A 6,119-nucleotide genomic window follows, 5' to 3' on the forward strand; every position below is an offset into this window, starting at 1 on the left:
TGCTATAGTCTCGTTTCTTCGCCGCCAGGCACTCGGGTTAACCCCTAGATGATTCGGTTTTACCGATGCATTCAAGGGTTCGGGGCCAGGCGGAGGTGCCCGGATCTGCAGGCCTTTGGCCCGATCCGGAGACCGGGCCGGTGGCGAGGGACGGCGGCGACGCCGGGCAGTAAGGGGCTTGACATTGAAATGCTGATGTGTTTTAATTTCGGGCTCGACAGCGAGGCATGAAGGCCTTGTCGGTCAAGAGGTTGCGCGGTTTTGGATGTGGTTTGAACGAAGTTCGGGCCGGTTCGAAAGAAACAGCGAAAAACAGCCACTTGACACGACGTAAAAAGTTCTTCATAATCTCGTTTTTCTGCTTCACGCAGAATTGCTCTTTAAAAACTTAACAGCCGATAAGTGTGGGCGCTTGATGACAAGCGGCGCTGACCGGTGCGAAGGGTTCTCACGGATTCTTTGTAGACCGGAGAAGCAAAGCAACAAACCAAGTGCTCATACTACAGAAATGAAGAAGTAAGGTTTTAATTAACCAGACTTCGTCTTTCTTTGAGCATAGCGACGTATGAACCGACCTTTATTGGTTGAGGAAATACGATTACAGAGATTGAACTGAAGAGTTTGATCCTGGCTCAGATTGAACGCTAGCGGGATGCTTTACACATGCAAGTCGAACGGCAGCGCGAGTTAAGCTTGCTTAACTTGGCGGCGAGTGGCGAACGGGTGAGTAATGTATCGGAACGTGCCCAGTAGCGGGGGATAACTACGCGAAAGCGTGGCTAATACCGCATACGCCCTACGGGGGAAAGGGGGGGATCGCAAGACCTCTCACTATTGGAGCGGCCGATATCGGATTAGCTAGTTGGTGGGGTAAAGGCCTACCAAGGCGACGATCCGTAGCTGGTTTGAGAGGACGACCAGCCACACTGGGACTGAGACACGGCCCAGACTCCTACGGGAGGCAGCAGTGGGGAATTTTGGACAATGGGGGCAACCCTGATCCAGCCATCCCGCGTGTGCGATGAAGGCCTTCGGGTTGTAAAGCACTTTTGGCAGGGAAGAAACAGCCTGGGATAATACCCCGGGCGACTGACGGTACCTGCAGAATAAGCACCGGCTAACTACGTGCCAGCAGCCGCGGTAATACGTAGGGTGCAAGCGTTAATCGGAATTACTGGGCGTAAAGCGTGCGCAGGCGGTTCGGAAAGAAAGGTGTGAAATCCCAGGGCTTAACCTTGGAACTGCACTTTTAACTACCGAGCTAGAGTACGTCAGAGGGGGGTAGAATTCCACGTGTAGCAGTGAAATGCGTAGAGATGTGGAGGAATACCGATGGCGAAGGCAGCCCCCTGGGATGATACTGACGCTCATGCACGAAAGCGTGGGGAGCAAACAGGATTAGATACCCTGGTAGTCCACGCCCTAAACGATGTCAACTAGCTGTTGGGGTTTATTAACCTTAGTAGCGCAGCTAACGCGTGAAGTTGACCGCCTGGGGAGTACGGTCGCAAGATTAAAACTCAAAGGAATTGACGGGGACCCGCACAAGCGGTGGATGATGTGGATTAATTCGATGCAACGCGAAAAACCTTACCTACCCTTGACATGTCTGGAATCCCGAAGAGATTTGGGAGTGCTCGCAAGAGAACCGGAACACAGGTGCTGCATGGCTGTCGTCAGCTCGTGTCGTGAGATGTTGGGTTAAGTCCCGCAACGAGCGCAACCCTTGCCATTAGTTGCTACATTCAGTTGGGCACTCTAATGGGACTGCCGGTGACAAACCGGAGGAAGGTGGGGATGACGTCAAGTCCTCATGGCCCTTATGGGTAGGGCTTCACACGTCATACAATGGTCGGGACAGAGGGTTGCCAAGCCGCGAGGTGGAGCCAATCTCAGAAACCCGATCGTAGTCCGGATCGCAGTCTGCAACTCGACTGCGTGAAGTCGGAATCGCTAGTAATCGCGGATCAGCATGTCGCGGTGAATACGTTCCCGGGTCTTGTACACACCGCCCGTCACACCATGGGAGTGGGTTTCACCAGAAGTAGGTAGCCTAACCGCAAGGGGGGCGCTTACCACGGTGAGATTCATGACTGGGGTGAAGTCGTAACAAGGTAGCCGTATCGGAAGGTGCGGCTGGATCACCTCCTTTAAGAGCTCACAGCAAAGCCTGTTGTTGAAGCGCTCACGCTTATCGGCTGTTTGGTACATGGTCTGAAGTCCAGGCCTGCATGAAAAGCAGACTCAAGGGGTCAGTAGCTCAGTCGGTTAGAGCACCGTCTTGATAAGGCGGGGGTCGATGGTTCGAATCCATCTTGACCCACCACGGTTCATTGTCGGGGTGACCTGGCGATGGGTTCTGGGGGATTAGCTCAGCTGGGAGAGCACCTGCTTTGCAAGCAGGGGGTCGTCGGTTCGATCCCGTCATCCTCCACCAGCGATTCGTGCGGCGGGTTGGCGCAAGCCGATCGATCGATGCGGACGACAGATCTTCAGTCAAGAGTGTCTTGGGCGACCAGGATGCTGCTGACTGAACGGGGTTTCGAAAGGAGCCCTTCGGTGCAGTACCATGTTCTTTAACAATCTGGAAGAAGCACAACAATGTAAATATCATGATCGACTTGATTGTCGTGATGGGTAATTTACGGGTTGTGATTGCAAAATCAATTGTTCAAAAGTTCTTAAGATTCAGTCAAGAGAAGTCCGCAAGGACCGATACTTGATGAGCCTTGATGGAATTGAACGGCACAAACACGCAAACTCAAGTGTTCCTGTAATCTGCAAAGTTATAGGATCAAGCGAATAAGTGCATATGGTGGATGCCTTGGCGATCACAGGCGAAGAAGGACGTTGTAGCCTGCGAAAAGCTGCGGGGAGCTGGCAAACAAGCTTTGATCCGCAGATGTCCGAATGGGGAAACCCACGGCAGCGATGCCGTATCGTTATCTGAATACATAGGGTAACGAGGCGAACCGGGTGAACTGAAACATCTCAGTAGCTCGAGGAAAAGAAATCAACCGAGATTCCGGAAGTAGCGGCGAGCGAAACCGGAGCAGCCTTGACGAGTTAGCACAGTCGATAGTCGAACGGTCTGGAAAGGCCGGCCGCAGCATGGTGATAGCCCTGTAGACGAAATCGAATGTGTGGGACTAGGCGTCAGATAAGTAGGGCGGGACACGTGAAATCCTGTCTGAAGATGGGGGGACCATCCTCCAAGGCTAAATACTCGTGATCGACCGATAGTGAACCAGTACCGTGAGGGAAAGGCGAAAAGAACCCCGGAAGGGGAGTGAAATAGATCCTGAAACCGTATGCATACAAACAGTAGGAGCCTCCTTGTGGGGTGACTGCGTACCTTTTGTATAATGGGTCAGCGACTTACATTCAGTGGCAAGCTTAACCGGATAGGGAAGGCGTAGCGAAAGCGAGTCCGAATAGGGCGATTCAGTCGCTGGGTGTAGACCCGAAACCAGGCGATCTATCCATGGCCAGGTTGAAGGCACGGTAACACGTGCTGGAGGACCGAACCCACTAACGTTGAAAAGTTAGGGGATGAGCTGTGGATAGGGGTGAAAGGCTAAACAAGCCTGGAGATAGCTGGTTCTCTCCGAAAACTATTTAGGTAGTGCCTCACATGATTACTGCCGGGGGTAGAGCACTGTTATAGCTAGGGGGTCATGGCGACTTACCAACCTATGGCAAACTCCGAATACCGGCAAGTACAGTGTGGGAGACAGAGCACCGGGTGCTAACGTCCGGACTCAAGAGGGAAACAACCCAGACCGCCAGCTAAGGTCCCTAAAACGGGCTAAGTGGGAAACGAAGTGGGAAGGCATAGACAGTCAGGAGGTTGGCTTAGAAGCAGCCATCCTTTAAAGAAAGCGTAATAGCTCACTGATCGAGTCGTCCTGCGCGGAAGATGTAACGGGGCTAAGCCAGTTACCGAAGCTGCGGGTGTGCACGCAAGTGCACGCGGTAGGAGAGCGTTCTGTAAGCCTGCGAAGGTGGCTTGTAAAGGCTGCTGGAGGTATCAGAAGTGCGAATGCTGACATGAGTAGCGATAAAGGGGGTGAAAAGCCCCCTCGCCGTAAGTCCAAGGTTTCCTGCGCAACGTTCATCGGCGCAGGGTGAGTCGGCCCCTAAGGCGAGGCAGAGATGCGTAGCTGATGGGAAGCTGGTTAATATTCCAGCACCGTCGTGAGATGCGATGGGGGGACGGATGGCAGAAGGTCATCGGGGTGTTGGATGTCCCCGTTGCTGCATCATAGAAGGCGCTTAGGTAAATCCGGGCGCGTAATTCAAGGGTGTGGCTGGACAGGAACTTCGGTTCCTGGACTGATTGGAAGTTGTCCCAGGAAAAGCCTCTAAGCTTCAGTCTCACGAGACCGTACCGCAAACCGACACAGGTGGACGGGATGAATATTCCAAGGCGCTTGAGAGAACTCAGGAGAAGGAACTCGGCAAATTGATACCGTAACTTCGGGAGAAGGTATGCCCTGGTAGTGTGATAGGCTCGCGCCTAGAGCATGAAGGGGCCGCAGAGAATCGGTGGCTGCGACTGTTTATTAAAAACACAGCACTCTGCAAAGACGAAAGTCGACGTATAGGGTGTGACGCCTGCCCGGTGCCGGAAGGTTAAGTGATGGGGTGCAAGCTCTTGATCGAAGCCCCGGTAAACGGCGGCCGTAACTATAACGGTCCTAAGGTAGCGAAATTCCTTGTCGGGTAAGTTCCGACCTGCACGAATGGCGTAACGATGGCCACACTGTCTCCTCCTGAGACTCAGCGAAGTTGAAATGTTTGTGATGATGCAATCTACCCGCGGCTAGACGGAAAGACCCCATGAACCTTTACTGTAGCTTTGCATTGGATTGTGAACCGGCCTGTGTAGGATAGGTGGGAGGCGTTGAAACCGAGTCGCTAGATTCGGTGGAGCCAACCTTGAAATACCACCCTGGTCTGTTTGCGGTTCTAACCTTGGCCCGTTATCCGGGTCGGGGACAGTGCATGGTGGGCAGTTTGACTGGGGCGGTCTCCTCCTAAAGTGTAACGGAGGAGTACGAAGGTACGCTAGGTACGGTCGGAAATCGTGCTGATAGTGCAATGGCATAAGCGTGCTTGACTGTGAGACTGACAAGTCGAACAGGTGCGAAAGCAGGTCATAGTGATCCGGTGGTTCTGTATGGAAGGGCCATCGCTCAACGGATAAAAGGTACTCTGGGGATAACAGGCTGATACCGCCCAAGAGTTCATATCGACGGCGGTGTTTGGCACCTCGATGTCGGCTCATCTCATCCTGGGGCTGTAGCCGGTCCCAAGGGTATGGCTGTTCGCCATTTAAAGAGGTACGTGAGCTGGGTTTAAAACGTCGTGAGACAGTTTGGTCCCTATCTGCCGTGGGCGTTGGATACTTGACGGAGCCTGCTCCTAGTACGAGAGGACCGGAGTGGACGTACCACTGGTGTATCGGTTGTCATGCCAATGGCATTGCCGAGTAGCTATGTACGGAAGAGATAACCGCTGAAGGCATCTAAGCGGGAAACTCGTCTGAAGATTAGGTATCCCGGGGGCTTGACCCCCCTGAAGGGTCGTCCGAGACCAGGACGTTGATAGGCTGGGTGTGGAAGCGCGGTAACGCGTGCAGCTAACCAGTACTAATTGCCCGTGCGGCTTGATCCTATAACCTTGCGGAGTACCGCAACGGGACATAGAGGTCGTGTGTATGTAGCCGACACAATTGAACGAAACAACGCAACCCCAGTGCCCCGCGCCACGGATCTGCTACAATGCAGCCCGTCGCGTCAAACACTGCAAGCGCCGCAGGCCCAGCTAGGCCCGCAGCGCAGTGCTTCTTCCAAATTGGCGCTCCAGTCCCAGGCCCGCGTGGCCCGAGACTCGAGTGCAACCAGTTATGCTTGACGACCATAGCAAGGTGGACCCACTCCTTCCCATCCCGAACAGGACAGTGAAACGCCTTCGCGCCGATGATAGTGGGTGGACACCTGTGAAAGTAGGTCATCGTCAGGCTTTTATACCGCAAAGCCCCCGCAGAGATCCTCTGCGGGGGCTTTGTCTTTGGGGCGGCGGCAAAATGGGGCGGCGACAAGGCGCCCTATGGC

Annotated in this window: 2 tRNA genes and 3 rRNA genes; all 5 read left to right on the top strand. The window is 53.9% G+C overall.

Going from position 1 to position 6,119, the window contains the following annotated elements:
* Nucleotides 1–609: 609 nt before the first annotated feature.
* Nucleotides 610–2,152: ribosomal RNA gene (locus ACFO27_RS12025) — 16S ribosomal RNA — on the top strand.
* 97 nt (nt 2,153–2,249) lie between these two features.
* A tRNA-Ile gene (locus ACFO27_RS12030) sits at nt 2,250–2,326 on the top strand.
* Nucleotides 2,327–2,361: 35 nt separating this feature from the next.
* Nucleotides 2,362–2,437, top strand: a tRNA-Ala gene (locus tag ACFO27_RS12035).
* Nucleotides 2,438–2,792: 355 nt separating this feature from the next.
* Nucleotides 2,793–5,679: ribosomal RNA gene (locus ACFO27_RS12040) — 23S ribosomal RNA — on the top strand.
* A gap of 235 nt (nt 5,680–5,914) precedes the next feature.
* A 5S ribosomal RNA gene (rrf, locus tag ACFO27_RS12045) occupies nt 5,915–6,027 on the top strand.
* The 16S, 23S and 5S rRNA genes sit together here with 2 tRNA genes alongside, the layout of an rRNA operon.
* The last annotated feature ends 92 nt before the right edge of the window (nt 6,028–6,119 follow it).

This window comes from Castellaniella denitrificans, assembly GCF_042653765.1.
GTDB lineage: Bacteria > Pseudomonadota > Gammaproteobacteria > Burkholderiales > Burkholderiaceae_B > Castellaniella > Castellaniella denitrificans.